The 23447-nt window shown below is 72.5% G+C and carries 27 protein-coding genes; 14 read left to right on the forward strand and 13 right to left on the reverse strand.

Translation table 11 applies throughout. From position 1 onward, the window contains the following. From AC2CHG_RS02925 to AC2CHG_RS02935, 3 genes are all read right to left on the reverse strand, one after another. Complete coding sequence (locus tag AC2CHG_RS02925; protein ID WP_366620258.1) at positions 1-2076, reverse strand: amylo-alpha-1,6-glucosidase; 2076 nt, start codon at positions 2074-2076, stop codon at positions 1-3. Then, positions 2073-2462: an SCP2 sterol-binding domain-containing protein gene (locus tag AC2CHG_RS02930; protein ID WP_366620260.1), complete on the reverse strand. Its 390-nt coding sequence runs from the start codon at positions 2460-2462 to the stop codon at positions 2073-2075. Before AC2CHG_RS02930 ends, AC2CHG_RS02925 begins: the two co-directional genes overlap by 4 nt. Positions 2463-2535: 73 nt before the next feature. Further along, complete coding sequence (locus AC2CHG_RS02935) at positions 2536-2898, reverse strand: DsrE family protein (protein WP_366620262.1); 363 nt, start codon at positions 2896-2898, stop codon at positions 2536-2538. 23 nt (positions 2899-2921) lie between these two features. Here AC2CHG_RS02935 and mtfM point away from each other — a divergent pair, with 23 nt between their 5' ends. Together mtfM and AC2CHG_RS02945 are read left to right on the forward strand one after the other, a co-directional pair. After that, positions 2922-3026, forward strand: a complete 105-nt coding sequence (mtfM, locus tag AC2CHG_RS02940; protein WP_013288813.1) for a small membrane protein MtfM — start codon at positions 2922-2924, stop codon at positions 3024-3026. Between the two features lie 55 nt (positions 3027-3081). Beyond that, positions 3082-3672 (forward strand): heme-binding beta-barrel domain-containing protein, encoded by a 591-nt coding sequence (locus AC2CHG_RS02945; protein ID WP_262013222.1) that lies wholly within the window; start codon positions 3082-3084, stop codon positions 3670-3672. A 72-nt stretch (positions 3673-3744) separates the two neighbouring features. Here the strand turns inward: AC2CHG_RS02945 and AC2CHG_RS02950 are convergent, their stop codons facing one another. Further along, a complete protein-coding gene (locus AC2CHG_RS02950) occupies positions 3745-4608 on the reverse strand; it encodes an aminotransferase class IV (protein ID WP_366620264.1) in 864 nt (287 codons plus the stop codon). 92 nt (positions 4609-4700) lie between these two features. Here AC2CHG_RS02950 and AC2CHG_RS02955 point away from each other — a divergent pair, with 92 nt between their 5' ends. From AC2CHG_RS02955 to AC2CHG_RS02970, 4 genes are all read left to right on the forward strand, one after another. After that, positions 4701-5108, forward strand: a complete 408-nt coding sequence (locus AC2CHG_RS02955) for a Fur family transcriptional regulator (protein WP_194801998.1) — start codon at positions 4701-4703, stop codon at positions 5106-5108. Further along, positions 5105-6214, forward strand: coding sequence for a CAF17-like 4Fe-4S cluster assembly/insertion protein YgfZ (ygfZ, locus tag AC2CHG_RS02960; protein ID WP_484524098.1), 1110 nt, complete (start codon positions 5105-5107; stop codon positions 6212-6214). The genes AC2CHG_RS02955 and ygfZ overlap by 4 nt, the downstream gene beginning before the upstream one ends. A 112-nt stretch (positions 6215-6326) precedes the next feature. Further along, positions 6327-7169 carry a beta-keto acid cleavage family enzyme gene (locus tag AC2CHG_RS02965; protein ID WP_484524099.1) on the forward strand — a complete coding sequence of 281 codons (843 nt, stop codon included), beginning with the start codon at positions 6327-6329 and terminating at the stop codon, positions 7167-7169. A gap of 94 nt (positions 7170-7263) precedes the next feature. Continuing rightward, positions 7264-8223 carry an asparaginase gene (locus AC2CHG_RS02970; protein WP_484524100.1) on the forward strand — a complete coding sequence of 320 codons (960 nt, stop codon included), beginning with the start codon at positions 7264-7266 and terminating at the stop codon, positions 8221-8223. 144 nt (positions 8224-8367) lie between these two features. Here the strand turns inward: AC2CHG_RS02970 and AC2CHG_RS02975 are convergent, their stop codons facing one another. Then, positions 8368-9165 carry an alpha/beta fold hydrolase gene (locus AC2CHG_RS02975; RefSeq protein WP_484524101.1) on the reverse strand — a complete coding sequence of 266 codons (798 nt, stop codon included), beginning with the start codon at positions 9163-9165 and terminating at the stop codon, positions 8368-8370. A gap of 113 nt (positions 9166-9278) precedes the next feature. On the opposite strand from AC2CHG_RS02975, the gene AC2CHG_RS02980 reads away from it, so the two are divergent. The 5 genes from AC2CHG_RS02980 to AC2CHG_RS03000 all read left to right on the forward strand — a co-directional run bounded on the left by AC2CHG_RS02980 (position 9279) and on the right by AC2CHG_RS03000 (position 12682). Next, a complete protein-coding gene (locus tag AC2CHG_RS02980; RefSeq protein ID WP_366620271.1) occupies positions 9279-9914 on the forward strand; it encodes a helix-turn-helix domain-containing protein in 636 nt (211 codons plus the stop codon). Next, positions 9911-10663 (forward strand): hypothetical protein, encoded by a 753-nt coding sequence (locus AC2CHG_RS02985; protein WP_484524102.1) that lies wholly within the window; start codon positions 9911-9913, stop codon positions 10661-10663. The genes AC2CHG_RS02980 and AC2CHG_RS02985 overlap by 4 nt, the downstream gene beginning before the upstream one ends. A 71-nt stretch (positions 10664-10734) precedes the next feature. Beyond that, entirely contained in the window at positions 10735-11049 is a 315-nt protein-coding gene (locus tag AC2CHG_RS02990; RefSeq protein ID WP_013288803.1) for a DUF2516 family protein, read from the forward strand. After that, positions 11046-11933 carry an alpha/beta fold hydrolase gene (locus AC2CHG_RS02995; protein WP_484524103.1) on the forward strand — a complete coding sequence of 296 codons (888 nt, stop codon included), beginning with the start codon at positions 11046-11048 and terminating at the stop codon, positions 11931-11933. Before AC2CHG_RS02990 ends, AC2CHG_RS02995 begins: the two co-directional genes overlap by 4 nt. A gap of 11 nt (positions 11934-11944) precedes the next feature. Further along, entirely contained in the window at positions 11945-12682 is a 738-nt protein-coding gene (locus AC2CHG_RS03000; protein WP_262013212.1) for an alanyl-tRNA editing protein, read from the forward strand. A 5-nt stretch (positions 12683-12687) separates the two neighbouring features. Here the strand turns inward: AC2CHG_RS03000 and AC2CHG_RS03005 are convergent, their stop codons facing one another. Then, positions 12688-13359, reverse strand: a complete 672-nt coding sequence (locus AC2CHG_RS03005; protein WP_366620277.1) for a nucleotidyltransferase domain-containing protein — start codon at positions 13357-13359, stop codon at positions 12688-12690. Positions 13360-13435: 76 nt separating this feature from the next. On the opposite strand from AC2CHG_RS03005, the gene AC2CHG_RS03010 reads away from it, so the two are divergent. Then, entirely contained in the window at positions 13436-14350 is a 915-nt protein-coding gene (locus tag AC2CHG_RS03010) for an SDR family oxidoreductase (RefSeq protein ID WP_402814640.1), read from the forward strand. On the opposite strand, the gene AC2CHG_RS03015 is transcribed toward AC2CHG_RS03010, so the two are convergent. Continuing rightward, on the reverse strand, positions 14341-15333 hold the full coding sequence (locus AC2CHG_RS03015) for a helix-turn-helix transcriptional regulator (RefSeq protein ID WP_402814637.1): 993 nt from the start codon (positions 15331-15333) through the stop codon (positions 14341-14343). The genes AC2CHG_RS03010 and AC2CHG_RS03015 overlap by 10 nt on opposite strands. Positions 15334-15373: 40 nt before the next feature. On the opposite strand from AC2CHG_RS03015, the gene AC2CHG_RS03020 reads away from it, so the two are divergent. Next, positions 15374-16165 (forward strand): EI24 domain-containing protein, encoded by a 792-nt coding sequence (locus tag AC2CHG_RS03020; RefSeq protein ID WP_262013207.1) that lies wholly within the window; start codon positions 15374-15376, stop codon positions 16163-16165. Position 16166: 1 nt separating this feature from the next. Continuing rightward, positions 16167-16685 carry an O-acetyl-ADP-ribose deacetylase gene (locus AC2CHG_RS03025; protein ID WP_366620283.1) on the forward strand — a complete coding sequence of 173 codons (519 nt, stop codon included), beginning with the start codon at positions 16167-16169 and terminating at the stop codon, positions 16683-16685. On the opposite strand, the gene AC2CHG_RS03030 is transcribed toward AC2CHG_RS03025, so the two are convergent. The 6 genes from AC2CHG_RS03030 to AC2CHG_RS03055 all read right to left on the reverse strand — a co-directional run bounded on the left by AC2CHG_RS03030 (position 16678) and on the right by AC2CHG_RS03055 (position 23295). Then, positions 16678-17583 (reverse strand): GNAT family N-acetyltransferase, encoded by a 906-nt coding sequence (locus AC2CHG_RS03030; RefSeq protein WP_484524104.1) that lies wholly within the window; start codon positions 17581-17583, stop codon positions 16678-16680. The two genes, AC2CHG_RS03025 and AC2CHG_RS03030, sit on opposite strands and share 8 nt — an antisense overlap. Positions 17584-17706: 123 nt before the next feature. Continuing rightward, positions 17707-18714: a LacI family DNA-binding transcriptional regulator gene (locus AC2CHG_RS03035; protein WP_484524105.1), complete on the reverse strand. Its 1008-nt coding sequence runs from the start codon at positions 18712-18714 to the stop codon at positions 17707-17709. 19 nt (positions 18715-18733) lie between these two features. Continuing rightward, positions 18734-20101 carry a GH1 family beta-glucosidase gene (locus tag AC2CHG_RS03040; protein WP_366620289.1) on the reverse strand — a complete coding sequence of 456 codons (1368 nt, stop codon included), beginning with the start codon at positions 20099-20101 and terminating at the stop codon, positions 18734-18736. Next, entirely contained in the window at positions 20098-20931 is an 834-nt protein-coding gene (locus tag AC2CHG_RS03045; RefSeq protein WP_030504579.1) for a carbohydrate ABC transporter permease, read from the reverse strand. Before AC2CHG_RS03045 ends, AC2CHG_RS03040 begins: the two co-directional genes overlap by 4 nt. Then, positions 20928-21917: a carbohydrate ABC transporter permease gene (locus tag AC2CHG_RS03050; protein ID WP_484524106.1), complete on the reverse strand. Its 990-nt coding sequence runs from the start codon at positions 21915-21917 to the stop codon at positions 20928-20930. Before AC2CHG_RS03050 ends, AC2CHG_RS03045 begins: the two co-directional genes overlap by 4 nt. Before the next feature lie 70 nt (positions 21918-21987). Beyond that, positions 21988-23295: an extracellular solute-binding protein gene (locus tag AC2CHG_RS03055; protein ID WP_262013202.1), complete on the reverse strand. Its 1308-nt coding sequence runs from the start codon at positions 23293-23295 to the stop codon at positions 21988-21990. Between the last annotated feature and the right edge of the window lie 152 nt (positions 23296-23447).

Below are 23447 nucleotides of genomic sequence, written 5' to 3' on the forward strand. Positions count from 1 at the left end.
TCAGCCGCCGGGCAGGGTGAGTGCCGGTGGCGCCGGCTGTTCGTGCGGCTCCCGGCTGCGTCCCAGCGCGTCCACCCGGCCCCAGCGGCCCGGGATGTCGAGCAGTTCCACCCGGCCCATCCCGGGCGGCACGGCCGGGTCGATGATCAGGTGATCGCCCTGCGGCTCCAGGCCCAGGATCACCCGGAGCAGCAGTAGCGGCGTGCCGGCGGACCACGCCTGCGGGCTGCCTGCGGTCGGGTACTCCACGGGGTAGTCGGTGAGGGCGCGCTCGTAGCCGGCGAACGCCTCGGGCAGCCGCCCGTCGAAGAAGTGCGACGCGCTGAGCAGGGCGTCGCAGATCCGGCCGGCCTCCTGGCGGAAGCCGTACCGCCACAGGCCCCAGGCGATGATCGAGTTGTCGAACGGCCACACCGTGCCGACGTGGTAGCCGACCGGGTTGTACCGGCCCTGGTCGTCGGCGAGCGTGCGTACGCCCCACCCGGAGAACAGGCGCGGGCCGAGCAGGTGGGCGGCGACGGCGGGGGCGCGGGACTCGTCGACGATGCCGCTCCACAGCAGGTGGCCTACGTTGGAGGTGAGCGCGTCCACCTGCCGGCCCAGCGGGTCGAGCGCCAGCGCGTAGTACTCCCGGTCCGGGATCCAGAAGTCGCGGTTGAACCGTTCCTTCAGCGCCGCCGCCTCGTGTTCCAGCCGGTCGGCGTACGTGGGGTCGTTCCAGTGGGTGCGGGCCAGGCGGGCGCCGCGCAGCTTCGCGTCGTACGCGTACCCCTGAAGTTCGCACGTGGCCCGGGGGAACTCGGGCATCCGCCCGTCGGCGTAGGAGATGGCGTCCGGCGAGTCCTTCCAGCACTGGTTCGGCAGCCCGGTCTCCGGGTTGCGGGACATGTACCAGACGTAGCCGGTGCCGAGCAGGTCACCGTACGTGTCCAGCCAGGTCAGCGCCGCCCGCGTCTCGTGTTCCAGCTTGCGCACCAGGTCGGCGTCACCGGTCCACCGCTCGTACTCGTCGAGCAGGATCACGAACAGCGCCGTGGTGTCCGCGGCGCCGTAGTACGGCGAGTGCGGCTGTTCCTCGAAGCCGGCGGTCTCGCCGTAGCGCAGCTCGTGCAGGATCTTGCCGGGCTCCTCGTCCCGGAAGTCGTCGACCCGGCTGCCCTGGAGACCGGCGAGCATGACGATCGTGGGCTTGACCATCTCGGGCAGGAACGGCAGCACCTGGAGCGAGGTGAAGATGCTGTCCCGGCCGAACAGCGTCATGAACCAGGGCAGGCCGGCGGCGAGCAGCCGGACGCCGAGCGTGATCGACTCGTACCGGAGGGCGGCCAGGTCGTTGAGGCTGCGCCGGTACGCCCCGGCCAGCGGCTCGCAGTCGCAGCCGAGCTTCGGCGCGCGGCTGATCAGGTCGCTCTGTTCCGCCTCGATGTCGGCTGCCGTCCGCTGGCCGCCCAGCGGCAGGATGGCCCGGATGTCCTCGCCCCGGGCGCCGTAGATGACCGTGTCGATGTGCAGCCGGGTGGTCCACTCACCGTGCGGAGCGACCCGGATCCGGAAGGTCATCCCGTCCGTGTCCACCTCGGCCGGCGCGCTGCTGATGACCAGCGTCTCGCGGTGGAACGCCTTTCGGCGATAGGTCAGCCGCAGGCCGTCCTTCTCCACCGTCGGCGTGGTGCGTCCCTTCTTCTGCCGCTTGTTCTTGATCTCCAGGAGATCGGCGAAGTCGGAGCCGATGTTCAGCCGGAGGTGGAACTCCTTCTCCTGCGCGGAGTGGTTGAGCAGGGTCAGTTCCTCGTCCAGGCTGCCGCCGATCGCCCGGCTGCGGATCACCGAGACGTTCGCGTCCAGATAGTGCGTCGGCTCGCCGGGGACCAGGAAGAACCGCGTCTTGTACGACAGCGAGTCGTCGATGGAGAGCGCGTGCAGGGGTTCCCCGTCGAGGGTGAGGATCCAGGTGGAGAGGAACCGGGTGTCGAAGGAGAACAGCCCGGTGGGGAAGTCGTACGACGGCTGGATGTTGCCGCGATCGTCGCTGACCAGGAACGTGTTGCCGTCGAGGATGCTGACCCGGTCCTTCACGCCAGCCGCCGGACGTGTTCGCGGGCGGCGTCCCGCGGATCCCGTACGTCGGGCCGGGCCGGCAGGAACCGGCGGAACGCCAGGAACAGCACGACGTGCCCGCTGAACGTGGCCTCGTTGCGCAGCACCGCGGCCATGCCGGCCTCCCGGCCGGTGACCAGCTTCTCGAACAGTTCGGTGGAGAGGGTCAGCACGCCGTCGGCCTGCCCCTGCTCCTCCTGGCTCACCTGGGCCGATCCGGGTGCCATTCGCACGTACCAGTGCTCGGTACGGTTGCCGTCGGCCAGGTCGATCTGGAGCGTGCCGCCGATCGGGCTGTTCAGCACCGACGCGGCGCGCGCCGGTAGCGACGCGAAGAACTGTTGGATCGCCTCACTCACGTTCACATGGTAGGCGTAATCCGGACATGTCGGGTCAGGATCGGCTCACCGGTCAGAGTGGACGACCCGGGCGGATCGCTCAGTAGACGAGCGCCTGTGCGCCCTCGGCCATCGCCTCCTCGACGAACACCGCGGCGCCCGCGATGCGTACGCCGGGGATGACGTCGCCCGGTCCGATGTCCCGCCGGGCCGCGCACTGGGTGCAGGCGGTCACCCGGCCCGTGGTCAGGACCACGTGCAGCAGTTCGCCGAGCGGCGCGGAGTGCGGCAGCTCGAACGTCCCCGCCCGCCCGGGGAGCGCGAACCAGGTGGATTCGCCGGTGAGCCAGAGCGACACGTCCACCCCGGCTGCGGCTGCGGTGGAGGCGACAGTGAACGCCTGGGCGCAGCGTTCCGGTGAGTCCGCGCCGGCGGTGGCCTTGACGACGAGAGTGCGCGCCATGACGCCAGCATAGGATGGTCCGGATGGTTACCGAGATCGGGTTCGTCAGCCTGCTGGTCGCCGGCCTGGGCGCGCTCGCCGGTGGCCTGGTCTATGTCGCAGTGCGAATCGCTAGAGGTAAATGGTGAGCGCGAGGAGAGAGCCGGTTTTGCGAGCCCCGCAGTCGCGAACGAAGGTGGCGCTGTGAATAGTGAGAATCCGCTTCAGCCGCCGTGGTTGAACGCGCCGCCGGTCGAGGAGTACCCGTACGAGGAGAGCCACGACCTGCGTGTCGGCCCGAAGCTGCATCCGAGCCTGGACGGCCTGCTGCCGTACGTCGGGGTATGGCGCGGCCGGGGCCGGGGTGGGTTCCCGACGATCGAGGACTTCGACTACGCGCAGGAGATCCGGATCAGCCACGACGGCCGGCCGTTCCTGTTCTACGAGTCGCGGGCGTGGATCCTGGACGAGCAGAGCCGTCCGGTCCGTCCCGCCGGTCGTGAGGTGGGCTGGTGGCGTCCGGTGCTCGACGGTGAGCGGGTGACCGACGAGCTGGAGGCGCTGATGACCACGCCGACCGGCGTGATGGAGCTGCACATCGGCAAGCGCAAGGGCACCCAGATCGAGTTCGCCACCGACGCCGTCGTGCGTACCGCCACGGCGAAGGAGGTCACCGCCGGTGCCCGGCTGTTCGGCATCGTCGAGGGTGCCCTGCTCTACGCGCAGGAGATGGCTGCCGTGGGCCAGCCCCTGAGCCCGCACCTCTCCGCCCGCCTCACCCGGGTAGCCGGCTGACCCTGCCCCTGCGTGTGATCGCGTCGATCATGAGGTTGGCGGCGACGAATCGGACAACGAACGCCGCCAACTTCATGATCGACCGAGTGGGGGACGGGGGAAGTTCAGGAGAGATTGCAGCCTCGGGGTCAGAGGCGAACCCGGGCAAGGGGTTCCGTCCAAGGACGTGACCTCCACCGGGCCGCGCAGCGAGCTGGTCAGCCAGATCGCCTCGGCCTCGTGCAGGTCGGCCACCGTGGGCAGGTGCTCGCCTGCGGTCAGGCCCAGCTCGGCCGCCCGGCTCAGCAGGTGGTGAGCGGTCACGCCGGGCAGCACGCCGGTCTCCGCCGCCGGGACCGTGCAGAGCATGCCGCCGCGCAGCCACACCACGTTCGCGGTGGGGCCCTCCAGCACGTAGCCGTCGGTCGAGACCCAGAGCACGTCGTCCACGCCGGTTCGCTGCGCCCAGCGCCGGGCGGCGGTGCTGAGCGCGTACGAGGTGGACTTCACACCGCTCGGCAGCCACCCCAGCTCGGGGCGGGACCGGGCGGCCACCCCGAGCGGCAGCGTGGCCACAGTCACCCCGGTGCGCCGGGCCGCCCGGGCCGACGCCGGCACCTCGCCCAGCGTGGCGTACACCGTGGGTGGCCCGCCGCCCTCCGGCCCCCGCGTGCAGACCAGCCGCAACGCGCCCTCGGTCCGGGCGGGCCAGCCGGCGCGCACCTCGTCCAGCAGTTCGACGAGCCCGGCGTCAGGGGGCAGCGGCAGGTCGATCGCCGCCGCGCCGGCCCGCAGCCGGGCCAGGTGCGGCTCCAGCAGCCAGGGGCGGCCGTCGCGCAGGTGCACCGTCTCGAACAGGCCGTCGCCGTGCAGGACACCCCGGTCGTCGCCGCGCAGCACCGGCTCACCCGCCGGTACGAGTCCCCGGCCGAGCACCGCCACCCGTGTCGTACCCATTGGCGCAGCGTAGTGGCGTACCCCCGGCGGCGGACCGGCCCGCGCGGCGGCCGAACTATGATCGAAGGGTGTCCGAATCCTCCCTCGCGGAAATGCTCCGCTCGCGCGGGCTGCGGCTGACGGCGCAGCGGCAGCTGGTGCTCCAGGCGGTCCTGGATCTGGGGCACGCCACCCCGGAGCAGGTGCACACCGCGGTCCGCGAGGTGGCGGCCGGCGTCAACATCACCACCATCTACCGCACTCTCGAGCTACTGGAACGGCTCGGCCTGGTCACGCACACGCACCTGTCGCACGGCTCGCCGACCTACCACGCGGCCGGTGAGCACCAGCACGTGCACCTGGTGTGCCGGGAGTGCGGGGCGATCGACGAGATCGCCCCGGAGATGCTCCGCCCGCTCGCCGACCAGCTGGCCGAGCAGCGCGGGTTCCAGGTCGACATCGGGCACGTCGCGCTCTTCGGGGTCTGCGGCCGCTGCGCACAGGACGGGGAACGCACATGATCGACATCGCGGGCGCGGTGACCACCGACGCCATCGACGACCAGACCCGGGACCAGCCCGAACCGGCCCACCGGGCGGCCGGGGTAGGCCCGGTGGCCGCCCACTACGGCGACCCGATGCGCGAGCAGCGGCTCCTGGCCACCGGCGTGGGCCTGGTGGACCGCTCGCACCGGGGCGTGGTCGCGGTGCCCGGCGAGGAACGGATCAGCTGGCTGCACACGCTCACCAGCCAGCACCTGGCCGCGCTGGCCCCCTGGCAGGGCACCGAGCTGCTGGTGCTCTCCCCGCACGGGCACGTCGAGCAGCACGCGATGGTCGCCGACGACGGCGAGACCACCTGGCTCGACACCGAGCCGGGGATGACCGAGGGCCTGCTGTCGTACCTGGAGAAGATGCGGTTCTTCAGCAGGGTCGACCCGCGCGACGCCACCGCCGACCACGCGCTGCTGTCGCTGGTCGGGCCGGAGGCGCAGGGCGCGCTCGACACGCTCGGTGTCACCGGGCTGGCCGCGCCCGACGTCGCAGCGGTGCCGGGTCCGAAGTTCCGTTCCGGCGAGCTGCCCGCGCGGCCCTCCGTGGTGTACGACGTCAAGCCGCTCCCGGTCGGCGGCTGGGCCCGGCGGGTGGCGCTCGGCGTCGACCTGCTCGTGCCCCGGGCCGCCATGGACGGGGTGGTGGCGGAACTGCGCGGCGCCGGGGTCCCGGTGGCCGGGCTGTGGGCGTACGAGGCGATCCGGGTGGCCGCCAAGCGGGCCCGGGCCGGCGTGGACACCGACCACCGGACGATCCCGGCCGAGGTGGACCTGATCGCCCCGGCAGTGCACCTGGACAAGGGGTGCTACCGGGGGCAGGAGACGGTCGCCCGGGTGCACAACCTCGGCAAGCCGCCCCGCCGGCTCGTCCTGCTGCACCTGGACGGCGTGGCGAGCGACCAGCCGCCGGTGGCCGGTACGCCGGTGACGCTCGACGGCCGGACGGTCGGCTTCGTTGGCACCGCCGTGCAGCACTACGAGCTGGGTCAGGTGGCGCTTGCCGTGCTGAAGCGCAACACGCCCGACGACGCCCGCCTGCTCGTCGGCGAGAGCGCCGCCGCCATCGACGTGTAAGGAAGGGCCCCTTCGTAACGCCATCGGAGGCGGAAGGATCCCTTCATGACGCCGCCCGCACCGGAAATCCTCCGGTCGACCCGGCGTCGGGTGCCGGTCTAGGATCCGGGGCATGACGACAGGGACGTTGATCACGGTTGCCCCCACCGGCGCGGAGTCGGCGAAGGCGGAGGTGCCGGCGCTGCCGGTGACGCTCGACGAGCTGCTGCTGACCGCCAAGGAGTGCGAGGCGCTCGGCGCCGCCGTGATCCACGTCCACATCCGCGACGACGACGCGCGTCCCACGCTCGACCAGGGGCGGTTGCGCGACACGGTGACGGCGCTGCGGGAGAGCACCGACCTGATCGTGCAGCTCTCCTCCGGCGGCGCGGTGACCGACCCGGAGTCGGCCCGGCTGGCGGTGCTCGACGCCGCACCCGACATGGCCTCCTGCACCATGGGCACGGTCAACTTCGGCGACGACGTGTTCCTCAACCGGTGGGAGTTCATCGTCGACCTGCACACCCGGCTGCAGGAGCGGGGCGTCGTCCCCGAGTACGAGATCTTCGACCTGGGCCACCTCACCGCCCTGCAGCGGCTGCTCGGCAAGTACGGCCTGCCGCACGGCGGGCACGTGCACGTCGACTTCGTGATGGGCGTACCGGGTGGCATGCCCGGCACCACGGCGACCCTTGTGGCGGCCCAGCAGATGCTTCGCGACCTGCCCGAGGGCACCACGTTCTCGGCCACCGGCATCGGCCGCAGCACCATCCCGGTGATGCTGGCCTCGCTGTCGACCGGCGGTCACCTGCGGGTCGGCATGGAGGACACGGTCACGTACGCCAAGGGCCGCCCGGTGGAGTCCAACATGCAGCTCGTCGCGCGGGCGGTGGGCTTCGCCCAGCTCGCCCAGCGCCCCCCGCTGACCACCGCCGAGGCCCGTACGCTGCTCGGCGTCCCGGCTACCGTCCGGTAAGCGGCGCACCCCGCTTCGACCCCGTACCGCCCCGGTCGACGTCGCAGGTCACCCCGCCGCCGACCGGGTCCGTCCCCTCGGTACCGTCCATACCGTGGGAAAAACGTACGAGGGCGGCGTGCCGCTCGCCGAGGTGGTCCGGTCCGGCTTCGTGGAGGGCGTCCACCGGGGTTCCGTGGTGGTGCTCGACGCCGCCGGTGAGCCGGTCGCCGGGGCAGGTGACGTCACCTCGCCGATCTTCCCCCGCTCGTCGAGCAAGCCGATGCAGGCGATCGGCATGCTCCGGGCCGGCCTGCCGCTCACCGATCCGGCCGACATCGCGCTCGTCGCGGCCAGCCACGCGGGCGAGGAGTTCCACGTCGAGCGGGTGACCGCGCTGCTGCGCGACGCCGGCCTGACCGAGGAGGCGTTGCACTGCCCGCCGGACCTGCCGTTCGGCGAGGCCGCCCGGGAGGCGGTGCTGCGGGCCGGCGGCGGCCCGGCCCGGGTGCTGATGAACTGCTCCGGCAAGCACGCCGGCATGGTGCGCACCTGCCTGGCGGCGGGCTGGCCGTTGGACGGCTACTGGCGGCCGGAGCACCCGCTCCAGCAGTGCCTGACCACCACGATCGAGGAGATCACCGGTGAGCGGGCGGCGGCGGTCGGGGTGGACGGCTGCGGTGCGCCGGTGCTGGCCGTGTCGCTGACCGGGCTGGCACGGGCGTTTCTGCGGCTGGTCGGCGCCGAGCCGGGCACCGTCGAGCGGACGGTGGCGGACGCGATGCGGGCGTACCCGGAGCTTGTCGGCGGCACCCAGGCGGAGGACACGCGGCTGATGCGCGGCGTACCCGGTCTGCTCGCCAAGATCGGCGCGGAGGGTGTGATCGCGGCGGCGATCCCGGAGGTCGGCGCCGTGGCCCTGAAGATCGACGACGGCGCCGCGAGGGCCCGCACACCCGTCCTGGTGTCCGCCCTGGCGCGCCTGGACGTGCGCGCCCCGATCCTCACCGAGTACGCCGAGCCACCCCTGCTGGGCGGCGGCCTCCCGGTAGGAGCCATCCGCCCCCTCTGGTAACCCACCCGCCCTGCCCCGCCCCGCGCCTTCCCGCGCCTCGCCCAGCCTCGGCGATCTTGCACTTGCTGCCCCGGCAAATCGCCCATCCCGGGCGCCCCGAGGGCCGCAAGTGCAAGATCTGTGATAAGGGGAGGGAGGGGGCGGTCAGGGGAGGAAGGGCAGTAGGGCGGCGTTGGTCTCGGTGGGGCGCTCCAAGGGGAGCAGATGGGCCGCGTCGGGGACGTCGGGCATGCGTACGCCCTGGGGGGCCTCGTCGGCGATGCGGTCGGCCAGCCGGCGGATGTCGGCCAGGTCGTCTGCGCCGGTGCCGACCAGCACCGGTACGCGCAGCTCGCCCAGCCGGTCGATGGCCGGCGGGTCCAGCTCGCCCACCTCGATCGCGCTCAGCGCCTGCTCGGCGGCGAGCGCCCGGCGGTCCATCTCCTCGGCGAACCGGATCAGCTCCGGGTCGACGTCCTCCGGCCGGCGGGTCGGGCCGACCACCCAGAACCGCACCTCACCGGCGGCGGTGGCGGCGAAGTCCTCCGGGTCCACGTCGCCGACCAGCTCCTCCCAGAGCTGCTCGGTCTCCTCGGACCACTCGTTGCCGGAGACCGGGGCGCCGAAGAGCGCCAGCGCCGAGACCCGCTCCGGGTGGGCGAGCGCGGTGTCCACCGCGACCCGTCCGCCGAACGAGCAGCCGACGAGCGCGGCCCGCTCGACGCCCAGCGCGTCGAGCAGCCCGACCACGTCGTCGTGGCGGGCGAACGGCGTGGTCGGCAGCTCCGACTCGCCGTAGCCGCGCAGGTCCAGTGCGATCACCCGATGCCGCTGCGCGAGCGCCGGGATCTGCCCGCGCCACATCCGCCGGTCCGCGATGCCGGCGTGCAGCAGCACCACGGCGGTGCCGGTGCCGCTCTCGTCGTACGCGAGCTGGGCACCGTTGATATCGATCTTGGTCACGGGGGAGAACGGTACGGACCGGACATGGCCTCCGCAACCCACCTTCGGTGACCCTGCTAACTCTGGCTAGCGTTTTGCTTGCAGTAGTTAGCGGCCCGAGCTAGCGTTGAGTCATGGCCACCAGCAAGGACCTTCCCGATGTCGGCGGGTTCATTCGCGACCTGCGGCGCAACGCGAAGATCTCACTGCGCCAGCTCGCCGAGCAGGCGGGCGTCAGCAATCCCTACCTGAGCCAGATCGAGCGCGGGCTGCGCAAGCCGAGTGCCGAGGTGCTCCAGCAGCTCGCCAGCGCACTTCGTGTCTCCACCCCGGCGATGTACCTGCGTGCCGGGCTGCTGGACGACAAGGAGGGCCAGGGCGTGCTCGCGGCGATCGCCGTCGACCCCGAGCTGACCATGGCCCAGAAGCAGTCGCTCACCCAGATCTACGAGACGTTCCGGCGCGAGAACGCCCGCCTGGCCGAGGCGACCGAGGCGGCCACGACGGCGGAGACGGCCGAGAAGACCGCCGCGACCGAGCCCGCCACCGCGCCGGAGGCCCCGGCGACGGTGGCGGCGGCCGCGACCGGTCCGGTCACGCCGGAGGGCACGCCGACCGAGGCGGTCCTCGAATCGGTGGCCGTCACCGAAGCGGGTGCCGCGCCCGCCCCGACCACCGCGCCCGCCCCGACCACCGCCGCCCCGCAGGACACGACCGCCCGCCGGGCGGCCCGGAAGGCCGCCGGTGCGGCCGAAGAGGAGCAGTCATGACCACCCAGCCGAAGACCAACCGCATCCCCGCACCCCTCTACGCCGCCGCCGGCGCCGGTGAGCTGGCCCTGGAGCAGCTGCGCAAGCTGCCCACCGTGGTCAGCGGCCTCGGCACCCGGGTCGTGACCGACCTCGGCGGCAAGGCCGTCGTCACCGGCTTCGAGCTGCGCCAGAAGGCCACCGAGACGCTGAAGACCGCCAACCAGGCCGCCACCGGGCTGCGCGACCGCGCCGTCGCCACCGACCTCGACCAGCTCCGCGAGGCCGCCAACCTGGAGAAGCTGCGCGAGGCGGCGAACCTGGACAAGCTCCGCGAGGCCGCCACCCGCAACGCCGCCGTCGTGGTGGCCGGGGCGCACGCCGCGCAGGAGCGCGCGCTGGCCGCGTACGCCGAGTTGGTCGCCCGTGGTGAGCGCGTCGTCGGCGCCGACGTGCTGGAGGCCGCCGACACGGTGAACGCCGACATCGAGGCCACCGCGGCGACCGGCACCGAGGTCGCCTCGAAGACCGAGATCACCCCGAAGCCGGAGACCGCGCCGAAGGCCGCCGCGGCGACCGAGGTGCCCAGCCCGGCCGAGGTGGCCGAGGTGGTGGCCGCCAAGCCGGCCGCGGTGAAGCGCACCCGCGCCACCAAGGCGACCGCGACCAAGGCCGTCGCCAAGACGACCGCCACCAAGGCGACCAAGCCGGCCACCCCGTCGGCGAAGCTGCCGAAGGCCACGAAGCGGACCCGCCCGGCCGCCGAGTGACCTGATGCTCCACCGGACCCCGGACAACGTCTTGTCGGACGTTTCCGGGGTCTCGGCATAAGCTTGCCCCCATGGCCATCGCCGCGCCGATCTTCGCGTTCGCAGTCCAAGACGTGATCCAGCTGATCCTGCTCGTCTTCGCCCTGGTCGTACAGGGAGTGGCGCTGGTGCATGCGGTCACCCAGCGCGGCGACGGTTTCGCCGCGCTCGGCACGCTGCCCAAGGGCGGCTGGGTCGCCATCCTGGCGGTCTGCCTGCTGCTGACCCTGCTCGGCTTCGGCCCGATCAGCCTGTTCGGACTGATCGGCATCGCCGCCGGTCTGATCTACCTACTCGACGTGCGGCCCGGCCTGCGGGATCTGCACGACGGCCGAGGGTCCTGGTGAGAGGTTTCCGCTGGCCTCCGCCGCCGGACGGCGGTCCCCGCACCTGGGGGCCCGGCCCCGGCGCGCCCCGGACCGGGCGTCCCGCGCTGCCCGAGCCGGAGACGGAGCTGGTCGCCACCCCGCACGGGGTGAGCCTGGAACGGCTGGTCACCGGCACCGGTGACCCGGTCACCGTGTTCGCGCACGGGCTGGGCAGCGGCATCGCCACCACCCGCCCGTTCGGCAGCGGCGTCGCCGGGCGGCGCGTCTTCTTCCAGTTCCGCGGGCACGGCCGCTCCGACTCCCCGCCCGGGCCGTGGAGCTACCTGGACCTCGCCCGCGACCTGCGCGCCGTCGCGGACCTGGGCGGCGCGACCCGGGCGTTCGGCGCCAGCCTCGGCGCGGGCGCGCTGTGCCGGCTGCTCGCGGAGAGCCCGGAACGCTTCGAGCGGCTCGTCTTCTTCCTGCCTGCCGTGCTGGACACACCGCGCGGCGAGGTGGCCCGCGCCCGGCTCACCGGCCTGCTCGACGCGGTGGCCGAGGGCGACGCCTCGGCACTGGCCGACGCGGTGTCGCTGGAACTGCCGCCGTCGGTGCGCAACACCCCGGCCGGGTGGGCGTACCTGCGGCAACGGCTCGACCAGCTGCTGCGTGACGGGCTCGCGCCGGGGCTGGCCGACCTGCCCGCCCAGGCCCCGCTCGACCACGCCGGGGTGCTCGCCGCGGTCACCGCGCCGGCGCTGGTCATCGCCGCCGCCGAGGACGACCTGCACCCGGTCGCCGTCGCCGAACGGCTCGCCGCCGCGCTCCCGAACGCCACCCTGCACGTGTACGACAGGCCCGGCGTGCTCTGGACGGAGCGCGCCGACCTGCGGGAGCGCGTCTCGGAGTTCCTGAACGGGTAACGTCGCCGTCCATGGGCGTCACACACCACGGCCGTACGCACCGGCTCGACCTCGCCGATCCGACCCTGCGCGAGTGGACCTGCCGGGTGCTGGAGGCCGATCCCGAGCAGGGCATCGTGCTGGACCGGTCCGCGTTCTACCCGGGTGGCGGCGGGCAGCCGCCGGATCACGGGGTGCTGCTCTGGCAGGGCGTACAGACCCGGATCGTCGGCACCCGCAAGGGCGACGACCTGTGGCTGATCCCGGCCGAGGGTGACCCGGTGCCCCCGGTCGGCACCGAGGTGGTCGGCGCGGTGGAGGACGCCCGCCGGACGATGCTGATGCGCACCCACTCCGGCCTGCACGTGCTCTGCGGCGTGGTGTTCCGCGACTTCGGCGCGCTCGTCACCGGCGGCAACATGGAGCCGGGCGAGGCGCGGATGGACTTCAACCTCCCCGAGGTGCCGCCGGACTTCAAGGCCCGCATCGAGGAACTGGTGAACGCCGAGGTGGCGGCCGACCGGTCGGTGGCGGTGCGGGTGCTGCCGCGCGCCGAGGCGCTCGCCCTGCCGGACATCATCCGTACCCAGTCGAACCTGATCCCGCCGGAGGAGCAGGAGGTGCGGATCGTCGACATCGTCGGGCTGGACGTGCAGGCCGACGGCGGCACGCACGTCGCCTCCACCGCCCAGATCGGCAAGGTCCAGGTGGTCAAGGTGGAGAGCAAGGGGCGGGCCAACCGCCGGGTACGCGTGCGCCTGGCGGACTGACCCGCTCAGCGCGGCAGGTACGCCGCGCGGACGGCGAGCAGCCAGCGTTCCACCGTCTCCTCGTCCGGGCGCTCCGGCAGCGGCGATCGGGTTCGGTCGAACTCCGCCTCGGCGGCCGCCACCAGGGACTGCGCCTCGTCCACCGCGCCGCCGGCGACCCGTTCGCCGAACGCGCGGAACCACTCCGGGTCGGCGAGGCGGATCTCCAGCACGCCTGTCGCGTACAGCGTCCGGCCCTGGTGCAGCAGCCGGGCCAGGTGCCGGGCGTGCTTCGCCGAACGCCGTCCTCCACCGCTGTCCGCCGGGGCGGCGGCGAGCTTGCGGAACTGCTGTGAGGCGTACCCGAGGTAGGCGTCGCGGACCCGCGGCGCGCTGAGGAACGCCGAGCGGATCGCGATCAGCTCCTCGCCGAATCCGGTACGGGTCTCGTAGCAGTCCTCGGGCAGCCACATCAGCTCGGTGGCGGTCGGGTTGCCGCTCAGCGCCAGCAGCGCGTACTTGCGGGCCTCGTGGAGCGTGACGTCCGGATCGGTGGTGACCACCGACTCGCGCGGCGGGCGCAGGCCGTGGAACGCGACTGTGGGCGCGGCGAACACGCCGATCCGGTCGGTGTCCGACCCGGGACCGGCCAGCCCGTACGCGACCGAACCGACGATCCCGGACAGCAGCAGGTGCATACCGGTGATGATCGCCTATTCGGTTCGTTCGGGAAACCGGACTTCCGCTGTCAGGTATCGCTGACACGGTGATCCCATGAACTCACCACTGACCGGAACTGTCGCGCTCGTCGCGGGCGCGACCCGGGGCGCCGGCCGGCAGATCGCCGTGCAGCTCGGCGCCGCCGGGGCCACCGTCTACGCCACCGGCCGCACCACCCGCGAGCGCCGCTCCGAGATGGACCGGCCGGAGACGATCGAGGAGACCGCCGAGCTGGTCACCGCCGCCGGAGGCACCGGCATCGCCGTCGCCGTCGACCACCTCGACCCCGAGCAGGTACGCCGCCTGGTCGAGCGGATCGACGCCGAGCAGGGCCGCCTCGACGTGCTGGTGAACGACGTCTGGGGCGGCGATCCGCTGATCACCTGGGAGAAGCCGGTCTGGGAGCAGCCGCTCGACGCCGGTTTCCGCATGCTGCGGCTCGCGGTCGACACGCACATCATCACCAGCCATTTCGCGTTGCCGCTGCTGATCCGCAAGCCCGGCGGGCTGGTCGTCGAGATCGGCGACGGCACCAAGGAGCACAACGACAGGGAGTACCGCCTGTCGGTCTTCTACGACCTGGCGAAGGTGTCGGTGAACCGGCTCGGCTTCAGCCAGGCGCACGAGCTGGCCCCGCACGGCTGCACCGCCGTCGCGCTCACGCCGGGCTGGCTGCGCTCGGAGGCGATGCTCGAACACTACGGCGTCACCGAGGCCACCTGGCGCGACGCCGCGAAGACCGAGCCGCACTTCGTCATGTCGGAGACGCCGGCGCTCGTCGGGCGCGCGGTGGCGGCCCTGGCCGCCGACCCGGACCGGGCCCGCTGGAACGGGCAGTCGCTGGACAGCGGCGGCCTGGCCCAGGTGTACGGCTTCACCGACGTCGACGGCAGCCGCCCGCACTGGGCCCGCTACTACGAGGAGGTGGTCAAGCCGGGCAAGCCCGCCGACCCGGACGGCTACCGCTGACCGTCGGACGGCGGATCGGTGTAGAGCGCCGCCGCGCGGCGGGTCGCCTCGGCGAAGCGTGCCCGCAGCCGCGGCGGCGCCAGCACCTCCACCTCCGGGCCGAGCGCCAGCAACTGGGTGTACGCGACGTCCACCGACTCGACCGGCAGCCGCAGCACCAGCCGGCCCTGCTCGTCCGGCGGCCCGGCCGCGTCCACCGCCTCGGCGTAGACGAACGGCGCGTCCACCAGGTGCCGCAGCGCCCGCAGCCCGGCCGGGCCGAGCCGCACCGTCACCCGCTCCCGCAGCAGCTCACGCAGGAACGCGCCGGCCTGCTCCCGCCAGTACGCCCCGAGGTCGAAGGCCTCGTCCCGGTCGAACCCGTCGGCGCCCACCTCGACCGCCGCCACCCGGTCCACCCGGTACGTCCGCCAGCCGTCACCGACCCGGCCGACCAGGTACCAGACCCCGTTCTTCAGCACCAGCCCGTACGGCGCCAGCCTGCGGGTCACCTCCCGGTCCCCGCGCCGGTAGCGCAGTTCCACCATCAGGTCCCGCCAGACCGCCCGGGCCAGCTCGGCGAGTGCCGGCGGCGGCGTCGTCTCCCGGAACCAGCCGGGCACGTCCAGGTGGAACCGCTGCCCGGTACGCGCGGGCGCGTCCCGCAGGCTCGGCGGCAGCGCGGCGAGCACCTTCAGCTCGGCGGCGGCGACCGAGTCGGCAAGTCCCATGTCCCCTGCGGGTCCGGGCAGCCCGGCCAGGAACAGCGCCTCGGCCTCGTCCCGGCTCAACCCGGTCAGCCGGGTCCGGTAGCCGCCGAGCAGCCGGTAGCCGCCGGCCCGGCCCCGGTCCGCGTACACCGGGACACCGGCGGCGGAGAGCGCCAGCACGTCCCGGTAGACGGTCCGCTCGGACACCTCCAGCTCGCGGGCAAGCTCGGCGGCGGTCATCGTCTCCCGCGACTGGAGCAGCAGCACAAGCGAGATCAGCCGGGACGCACGCACCCGCCCATTGTGGTGCACCGGCAGATTAGGCTGTGCCGTCGTGAACGCCTCCCGTACGATCGCGCCGGTCACCGGCGCGGCCACCCGCTTCCTCGGCGGTGCCGGGCTGCTGCTGCGCGGCTTCGGCATGTACGTCCGCAGCCCGAAGCTGATGCTGCTCGGCGTGATCCCGGCGCTGATCACCGGCGCGCTCTACGTGGCCCTGTTCGCCACGCTGCTCTACTTCGTCGACGACCTGGCGGGCTGGCTCACCCCGTTCGCCGACGACTGGTCGTCGCCCTGGCGCGGGCTGCTGCGGGTCGCCGCCGGGCTGGCGGTGGTCGGGGTCGCCGGGCTGGTCGGGGTGCTCACGTTCACCGCCGTCACGCTCGTCATCGGCGACCCGTTCTACGAGGCGATCTCCGAGCGGGTCGAGGACCGGCTCGGCGGCACCCCCGGCGCGGTGGACGTGCCGTTCTGGTCCTCGCTGCGGCGCAGCCTCGCCGACTCGCTGCGTCTGGTGGCGCTGTCCGCGCTGATCGGCGTACCCCTGTTCGCCGCCGGTTTCATCCCGGTGGTGGGACAGACGGTGGTCCCGGTGGTCGGTGCCCTGGTGGGTGGCTGGTTCCTGGCGCTGGAGCTGGTCGGCGCGCCGTTCTACCGGCGCGGGATGCGGCTGCCGGACCGGCGGGTGCGGCTGCGGGCCGACCGGCCGACGGCGCTCGGTTTCGGGGTAGCGGTCTTCCTGTGCTTCCTGATCCCGCTCGGCGCGGTGCTGGTCATGCCGGCCGCCGTCGCCGGGGCCGCGCTGCTGGCCCGCCGCTCGCTGGGCCAGCCGATCGAGGAGAGCTGAGATGGACACCGTCCTGATCGAGGGGGACATCACCGCGCAGCAGGTCGACGCGATAGTCAACGCCGCCAACTCGTCGCTGCTCGGCGGCGGCGGAGTGGACGGCGCGATCCACCGGCGCGGTGGACCGGCGATCCTGGAGGAGTGCCGCGCGCTGCGTGCCTCCCGCTACGGGCGCGGGCTGCCCACCGGCCAGGCCGTCGCCACCACCGCCGGCAACCTGCCCGCCCGCTGGGTGGTGCACACGGTCGGCCCGGTCTTCTCGCCGCGCGAGGACCGTTCGGCGCTGCTGCGCGACTGCTACGCCAACAGCCTGCGCATCGCCGACGGGCTCGGCGCGACGAGCGTCGCGTTCCCGCTCATCTCCGCCGGGATCTACGGCTGGCCGGTCGAGGACGCGGTGACGCAGGCGCTCACCGTGCTGCACGCGGCCACCCCGGAGCACGTCACCGAGGCGCGGCTGGTGCTGTTCGGCGCCGATACGTACGCCGCAGCGGTGCGGGTGGCCGCCGGGCTCAGCTGAGCGTTCGCCGGCACGACCACTGGCTGTCCACCGGCCGGTAGCCGAGCCGCTCGTTGATCGCCAGCATCGGCGCGTTCACCTCGTGGTTCGAGGTGTACGCGGTGCGAGCCCCACGTGCCGCGGCGCGGTGGAGTGCAGCCTGCTTGGCCAGCCGGGCCAGCCCTCGCCCCCGGTACGCGGGCAGCGTGCCGGTGAAGTCCGACCACATCCGTTCACCGTCCCGCTGGACCAGGCTGAGCGCGACGAGTTCCCCGTCCACCTCGGCGAGTGTGCTCGCCTCCCGGTCCAGCCCCGGGTTGTCCCAGCACTCGTACCGCCACAGGTCGAAGCCGAGCGAGTCCGTCGGCACGTCCCCCGGCTCGTCCCGGGACGCCTCGGCGTCGACCCGGTGCACCTGGCGCGGGTCGAGCGCGGCGGCGGACACCAGCCGTACGTCCGGCGGCGCCTGCGGCATCGGCGGGGGCGTGCTCAGGTCCAGCGCCGAGTAACGCACCTCCCGGCTGGGCGTGAAGCCGTGCCGCTGCGCGAACGGCAGCGACTCGGTATGCGCGTAGGTGAGCACCTCGGTGGACCCGAGCGTCAGCAGGTGCCCGAGCGCGGTGTCGATCAGCGTGGTGCCGGTGCCCCGGCGCCGGTGCTCCGGGTGCACGTGCAGCAGGGAGATCATCCCCACGCCGGGCGTCGAGGTCTGCGTGTTGCGGTACGCCGACGCCCAGCCGACTACCTCGCCGTCCGCCTCGGCGACCCAGGCCGCCCAGTCCTCGCCGGGCGGTGGTTCGGCGATCATGCGGCGGGTCGGCTCGACGCCGCGCACCAGATAGGGAAAGACGAGCGCGCGCAACGCCACCACGGCGGGCGCGTCGTCGGGGCGGGCGGGGCGGATCTCGGCTGCACTCATCCGGCGGACCCTAGCCCCGCCGCCGCCCGCCCCGCGACCGGTTAACGCGCGGCGGGCTGTCACCCGGCGGGCTGTTAATAAGGGCCCCCTCCTCGACCTGAGGCGCTAAGAGGGGGCCCTTCCTTACGCGGACTCGCGCAGCACCAACTCCGTGGGCAGCACCAGCGCCTGCTCGACCTGCTCGCCTGCGGCGATCCGCAGCAGTTGCCGGGTCATCGACCGGCCCAGCTCCACTATCGGCTGCCGCACCGTGGTCAGCGGCGGCTCCGTGTACGCCGCCGTCTCGATGTCGTCGAACCCGATCACCGCCACGTCCTCGGGCACCCGCCGCCCGGACTCCCGCAGCGTGCGCAGGGCGGCGTGCGCCATCAGGTCGGAGGCGGCGAACACGGCGTCCAGTTCCGGGTCGGCGGCGAGCAGCTCGCGCATCGCGGCGGTGCCGGACTCGCGGGTGAAGTCGCCGTACGCGACCAGCTCCGGCAGCCCGGCCTCGGTGATCGCGCTGCGGTAGCCGATCAGCCGTTCGATCCCGGCGACCATGTCCTGCGGCCCGGCGATGGTGGCGATCCGCCGCCGGCCGCTCGCGATCAGGTGCCGCACCGCAGTGCTCACGCCGCCTTCGTGGTCGACGTCCACGTACGGCACGTCGGCGCCGTCCAGCGGCCGCCCGCTGCACACCACCGGGATGCCGAGGCGGGCCAGCCGGCCGGGCAGCGGGTCCTCGCCGTGCAGCGAGGCGAACAGCACCCCGTCGACGTGGCGCCCGGTGGTGTACCGCTCGACCCGTTCGTGCCCGGCCGGCGAACCGGCGAGCATCAGCACGAGCTGCTTGTCCGCCGCCTCCAGCTCCTGTGCCGCGCCCCGGATGATGCCCGGGAACACCTGGTCGTCGGAGAAGACCCGGGTGGCCGCCTCGGGCATCACCAGCGCGACCGAGTCGGTCCGCTGGGTGACCAGGCTGCGGGCGGCGAGGTTCGGGACGTACCCGAGTTCCTCGACCGCCCGGCGTACCGCCTGCCGGATCGGCTCGGCGACAGTGGTCGAGCCGTTCACCACCCGGGAGACGGTTGCCCGGGACACGCCGGCCAGCCGGGCCACCGCCTCCAGGGTCGGTCGCTGTGCCGTCGTCATCCCCGTAACCACCACCTCGTCACAGCCCGTTCCGGGCGATCACCTCCTGGTACCAGCGGGCGCTGTGCTTTGGTGTGCGCCGCTGGGTCAGGTAGTCGACGTGGACGATCCCGAACCGCTTCCGGTAACCCTCGGCCCATTCGAAGTTGTCCAGCACCGACCATACGAGATAACCGCGCAGGTCCACGCCGCGGGCGATGGCTTCGTGTGCCGCGCGCAGGTGCCCGTCGAGGTAGGCGATCCGGTCGGCGTCGGCCACCCCGCCCTGCTCGTCGAGGTCGTTGTCGGGGAACGCCCCGCCGTTCTCGGTGATCATCAGGGGTAGTCCGGGATAGTCGGCCGCGACGCGCTCCAGCAGCCGGGTCAGCCCGGCCGGCTCGATCGACCAGCCCATGTCGGTCAGCGGCCCGGCCGGCGGCAGGAACTCGACGGTCCCGGCGGTGCCCGGGTACGCGTCGCCGCCCGCGCCGCCCGCACGCCCGGCCACGTAGGTGGGCGCGTAGTAGTTCAGGCCGAGCAGGTCCAGCGGCGCGGCGATCAGCTTCTCGTCCCCGTCCCTGACGAAGTCGGGCGCGACGATCCGGCTGACGTGGGCCAGCACGTCCGCCGGGTAGCCGCCGCCGGTGAGCGGGTCCAGGAAGATCCGGTTGTGCAGGCCGTCGACCAGCCGGACCGCCTCGGCGTCGGCGGCGCTGCCCGCGTCCGCCGGCTGCACGTCGGCCAGGTTGAGCGTGATCCCGAGCGTCTCCGCGCCGGCCGCGCGCAGCGCCCGCGCCGCCAGGCCGTGGCCGAGCAGCAGATGGTGTACGGCCCGGAACGCGTCACCGGCGTCGCGGCGTCCCGGCGCGTGCACCCCGGAGCCGTACCCGAGGTAGGCCGAGCACCACGGCTCGTTGAGCGTGGTCCAGGTGCGGACCCGGTCGCCGAGGCGGCCGTGCACGGCGAGCGCGTACTCGGCGAAGTGCTCGGCGGTCTCCCGGACGGTCCAGCCGCCCCGGTCCTCCAGCGCCTGCGGCAGGTCCCAGTGGTAGAGCGTGACGATCGGGTCGAGGCCGGCGTCCAGCAGCGCGTCGGTCAGCCGGTCGTAGAAGTCCAGCCCGCGCGGCTCCACCGGGCCGGTGCCGTCCGGCCGCACCCGGGGCCAGGACACCGAGAACCGGTACGCCCGCAGCCCCAGCTCGGCCATCAGCGCGACGTCCTCGGCGTACCGGTGGTAGTGGCCGCAGGCCACGTCGCCGGTGTGGCCGGCGAACACCGCGCCCGGCGTACGGCTGAAGGTGTCCCAGATCGACGGGCCGCGACCGTCGTCGCGGGCGGCGCCCTCGATCTGGTACGCGGCGGTGGCCCCGCCCCAGACGAAGCCCTCCGGGAATCGGACGTTGCTCATGCCTTGACCGCACCTTCCATGATCCCGCCGATGATCTGGCGGCCGAAGACGATGAACACCAGCAGCAGCGGCAGCGTGGCGATCGCCGTGCCGGTGAACACCTGCGACATGTCCTGGTAGTACCCGTCGGAGAGGGCCCGCAGCGACAGCTGCACCGTCGGGTTCTCCGGGTCGTTCAGCACCGCGTACGGCCACAGGAAGTCGTTCCAGGTGGTCATGAACGTGAGCAGGCCGAGGACGGCGGCGGCCGGTCGCAGCGCGGGCAGCACCACGTTCCAGTAGATCCGCGCGGTGTTGCAGCCGTCCATCCGGGCCGCCTCGATCAGCTCGGTGCTCACCGCCTGGCCGGCGTACTGGCGCATCATGAACACGCCGAAGCCGGTGACCAGCGCCGGCACGATCACGGCGGGCAGCCGGTCGTTCCAGTTCAGCTTCGTCATCAGCAGGTAGAGCGGGATCACGCCGAGCTGGGTGGGCACCATCATGGTGGCGACGATGACCAGCAGCAGCGCGTTGCGCCCGCGGAAGCGCAGCTTGGCGAACGCGAACCCGGCCAGCGTGGAGAAGAACACCACCGAGATCGTGACGGTGGTGGCCACGATGGCCGAGTTGATCAGACCGGTCAGGAAGTACGCGTCGGTGTTGTCGAACAGCCGGGCGATGTTGGCGCCGAGGTTGCCGCCGGGGGTGAGCGGCGGCGGCACCTGGCCCATCGTGTCGCTGGTGCGGCTGGCCACCACGAACATCCAGTAGATCGGGAAGATCGACAGGACGGCCGAGAGGGTCAGCGCCAGGTAGGTGAGCCGGCTTGCCGACCAGAGGCGGGTCATCGGGAGACCTCCTTGCGGGAGCCGCCGCCGAGCCGGCGCAGGAGCAGGACGTTTATCGCCGCGACCACAGCGATGAGCGCGAACAGCAGCCAGGCGACCGCCGATCCGTAGCCGAAGTTGTAGTGCGGCGCGAAGGCGTTCTCGAACATGTACATGGTCACCGTCTGCGACTCCCGCAGCGGCCCGCCGCGGATCGCGTTGGTGCCGGAGTTGAACATCCGCGGCTCGGTGAAGAGCTGGAGACCGCCGATGGTGGAGATGATGACCGCGAAGATGATCGTCGGCTTGAGCAGCGGCACCGTGATGGACCAGAACTGCCGGGCCCGGCCGGCCCCGTCGATCGCCGCCGACTCGTACAGGTCGCGGGGGATGGCCTGCATGGCGGCGAGGAAGATCAGCGCGTTGTAGCCGGTCCAGCGCCAGTCGACCATGGTGGAGATGGCGACCCAGGCGGCGAACCGGTTCGCCTTCCAGTCGATCGCGCTGATCCCGACGTGGTCGAGCAGCCAGTTGATCATGCCGAACTCGCGGCCGAACAGCACCGCGAACACGATCGCCACGGCGGCGGTCGAGGTGACGTTCGGGATCAGCACCGCCATCCGCCAGGTGGTACGGGCCCGCAGCTGCCGGTTGAGCAGGTTGGCCAGCCAGAGCGCGGCGAGCAGCTGGGGGACCGTGGAGATCACGAAGATGCCCAGCGTGTTGACGACCGAGTGCCAGAAGTCCGAGTCGGCGAGCAGTTGCGTGTAGTTGTCGAAGCCGATGAACGGGTGCTCGGCGCCGAGCAGGTCCCAGTCGTGCAGCGAGACCCAGAACGTGTACGCCAGCGGGTACGCCCCGAAGACGCCGAACAGCAGGAAGAACGGGGCGATGAACAGGTACGGCGAGTACCTGGTGTCGAGCCGGCTGAGCCGGTTGCCCAGGCCGGGACGGGTGGGACGGGGTGCCGGTGTGACCGGCGGGCGGGCGTCGAGCTGGACGGCCATGACCCGGGACTCCTTTCCGCCGTGCGGGCGGCCCCCGTGGCCGGGTGGCCGCCCGCACGCGCTGCTCGGGTTACTTGGCGGCGGCCTTCTCGGCGTTGGCGACCGCATCGGTCCAGCCCTGCTCCGGTGAGCGCTTGCCCAGCTCCACCGAGCGGACGGCGTTCTCCACCTCGGTGCGTACGGCCTGGTTCTTCGGTCCCATGTAGACCGGCTTCAGGCTCTTGGCGCCCTCGGCGAAGATCTTCCCGACCGGCGCCTCGGAGAAGTAGGCGTTCTTCGAGTCGATGATCGCCGGGTCCTCCAGCGCCTGCGGCGAGGAGGGCAGGGGACCCTTCGCCTTGAACGCGCCGATCTGACCCTTGGCGCTGGTCAGGAACTTGGCCAGCTCGATCGCCTCGGCCTGGTGCTTGCTCTGCTTCGGCACGGCGAGGAACGAGCCACCCCAGTTGCCGCCGTTGCCGGGGATCTGGGCGATGTCCCACTTGCCCTTGGCGCCGGCGCCCGCGTTGCCCTCGATCACGCCGGTCATCCAGGCCGGGCAGGCGATGGTGGCGAACTTCGACTGCTTGAACGCCGAGACCCACTCCTCGGACCAGGAGCCGTACTTGCCGGACAGCCCCGAGTCGATGATGTCCATCGTGGTGTCGTACGCCTGCTTCACCGCCGGGTTGCTGCCGACGACCAGGTTGTTGCCGGTGTCGTAGTAGCTGTAGCCGCTGCTGTTGCCGGCGGTCTGGAGCAGGATCGTGTTGAACGTGTTGGTCGCGGCGTCCAGGAACGACGCGCCCGTCTTCTTCGCGGTGAACTGCTCACCGACCTTGATGTAGTCCTGCCAGGTGGGCCAGAGCTTGGACACGGCCTCCCGGTCGGTGGGCAGACCGGCCTTGGCGAACAGGTCGGTGCGGTAGCACATCGCCATGCCGCCGACATCAGTGCCGAGGCCGATGAGCTGCTTGCCGTCGGCGGTGAGCCCCTGGTTCCACTTCCAGTCGAGGAAGTTGCCCTTCAGGTCGGCCGCGCCGTGGTCGAGCAGGTTGACGAAGTTCTGCGGGTTGGCCTTGTACTCGACGAGCAGCCCCTCCTCGATGGCGACCACGTCGCCGGCGCCCTTGCCCGCGGCGAGCCACTGGGTGAGCTTCGGGGAGTACTCGTCGAGGTTGCCGCCGGTGCCCCGCTCGACGATCTTCACGCCGGGGTGGCTGGCCATGTACTCCTGGTAGAGATCGGCGTAACCGAACTGGCCGAAGACGTCGACGGTGAGCGTTATCGGCCCGTCGGCGGCGGCATCGTCACCGCCGCCGCAGGCGGTGGTGCCGAGCAATGCGGTGGCGGCGACCAGGGCCACCGCCGCCAGGCGGCGGCGCGTGAAGGTGAGCATGCTGTCCCTGACCTCTCGGGTCGTCGAAAAGGGTGGTGGAAGGCGGTTCCGGAACTAAGAGAGCGCTCTCACGACAGCGTGGTGGAGGGTCCGGGACCTTGTCAAGAGAGCGCTCTCAGAGCTGTCCGAAAAGAAACGGAGAGGGGCGGCCG

Source organism: Micromonospora sp. ATLC20, assembly GCF_057196585.1.

Excerpts from the sequence above, each read along its gene's own strand:
- AC2CHG_RS02955 (WP_194801998.1), top strand. The coding sequence starts at position 4,701 with ATGCTCCGCTCGCGCGGGCTGCGGCTGACGGCGCAGCGGCAGCTGGTG.
- AC2CHG_RS03035 (WP_484524105.1), bottom strand. The coding sequence starts at position 18,714 with ATGACGACGGCACAGCGACCGACCCTGGAGGCGGTGGCCCGGCTGGCC.
- AC2CHG_RS03055 (WP_262013202.1), bottom strand. The coding sequence starts at position 23,295 with ATGCTCACCTTCACGCGCCGCCGCCTGGCGGCGGTGGCCCTGGTCGCC.
- AC2CHG_RS02990 (WP_013288803.1), top strand. The coding sequence starts at position 10,735 with ATGGCCATCGCCGCGCCGATCTTCGCGTTCGCAGTCCAAGACGTGATC.
- AC2CHG_RS02985 (WP_484524102.1), top strand. The coding sequence starts at position 9,911 with ATGACCACCCAGCCGAAGACCAACCGCATCCCCGCACCCCTCTACGCC.
- AC2CHG_RS02935 (WP_366620262.1), bottom strand. The coding sequence starts at position 2,898 with ATGGCGCGCACTCTCGTCGTCAAGGCCACCGCCGGCGCGGACTCACCG.
- AC2CHG_RS02980 (WP_366620271.1), top strand. The coding sequence starts at position 9,279 with ATGGCCACCAGCAAGGACCTTCCCGATGTCGGCGGGTTCATTCGCGAC.
- AC2CHG_RS03000 (WP_262013212.1), top strand. The coding sequence starts at position 11,945 with ATGGGCGTCACACACCACGGCCGTACGCACCGGCTCGACCTCGCCGAT.
- AC2CHG_RS03030 (WP_484524104.1), bottom strand. The coding sequence starts at position 17,583 with ATGAGTGCAGCCGAGATCCGCCCCGCCCGCCCCGACGACGCGCCCGCC.
- AC2CHG_RS03010 (WP_402814640.1), top strand. The coding sequence starts at position 13,436 with ATGAACTCACCACTGACCGGAACTGTCGCGCTCGTCGCGGGCGCGACC.
- AC2CHG_RS02950 (WP_366620264.1), bottom strand. The coding sequence starts at position 4,608 with ATGGGTACGACACGGGTGGCGGTGCTCGGCCGGGGACTCGTACCGGCG.
- AC2CHG_RS03045 (WP_030504579.1), bottom strand. The coding sequence starts at position 20,931 with ATGACCCGCCTCTGGTCGGCAAGCCGGCTCACCTACCTGGCGCTGACC.
- mtfM (WP_013288813.1), top strand. The coding sequence starts at position 2,922 with ATGGTTACCGAGATCGGGTTCGTCAGCCTGCTGGTCGCCGGCCTGGGC.
- ygfZ (WP_484524098.1), top strand. The coding sequence starts at position 5,105 with ATGATCGACATCGCGGGCGCGGTGACCACCGACGCCATCGACGACCAG.
- AC2CHG_RS03005 (WP_366620277.1), bottom strand. The coding sequence starts at position 13,359 with ATGCACCTGCTGCTGTCCGGGATCGTCGGTTCGGTCGCGTACGGGCTG.
- AC2CHG_RS03040 (WP_366620289.1), bottom strand. The coding sequence starts at position 20,101 with ATGAGCAACGTCCGATTCCCGGAGGGCTTCGTCTGGGGCGGGGCCACC.
- AC2CHG_RS03025 (WP_366620283.1), top strand. The coding sequence starts at position 16,167 with ATGGACACCGTCCTGATCGAGGGGGACATCACCGCGCAGCAGGTCGAC.
- AC2CHG_RS03050 (WP_484524106.1), bottom strand. The coding sequence starts at position 21,917 with ATGGCCGTCCAGCTCGACGCCCGCCCGCCGGTCACACCGGCACCCCGT.
- AC2CHG_RS02965 (WP_484524099.1), top strand. The coding sequence starts at position 6,327 with ATGACGACAGGGACGTTGATCACGGTTGCCCCCACCGGCGCGGAGTCG.